Below are 255 nucleotides of genomic sequence, written 5' to 3'. Positions count from 1 at the left end.
CTCTACCTGACCACCTGTGTCGGTTTGGGGTACGATTCAATGTTACCTGATGCTTAGAGGCTTTTCCTGGAAGCAGGGCATTTGTTACTTCAGCACCGTAGTGCCTCGTCATCACACCTCAGCGTTTAATAAGCGTCCGGATTTACCTAAACGCTCCGCCTACATGCTTAAACCGGGACAACCGTCGCCCGGCTAACATAGCCTTCTCCGTCCCCCCTTCGCAGTAACACCGAGTACAGGAATATTAACCTGTTT

The 255-nt window shown here is 51.0% G+C and carries 1 rRNA gene; it reads right to left on the bottom strand.

What is annotated here, in order from left to right:
* Positions 1 to 255: ribosomal RNA gene (locus WFK85_RS23720) — 23S ribosomal RNA — on the bottom strand; the annotation flags it as partial.

Origin of the sequence: Cedecea sp. VD22 (assembly GCF_037150195.1) — a bacterium.
Taxonomy (GTDB): Bacteria; Pseudomonadota; Gammaproteobacteria; order Enterobacterales; family Enterobacteriaceae; genus Cedecea.
The sequence above is the reverse complement of the archived record's forward strand: the minus strand, read 5'-3'. Positions and strand labels throughout refer to the sequence as shown.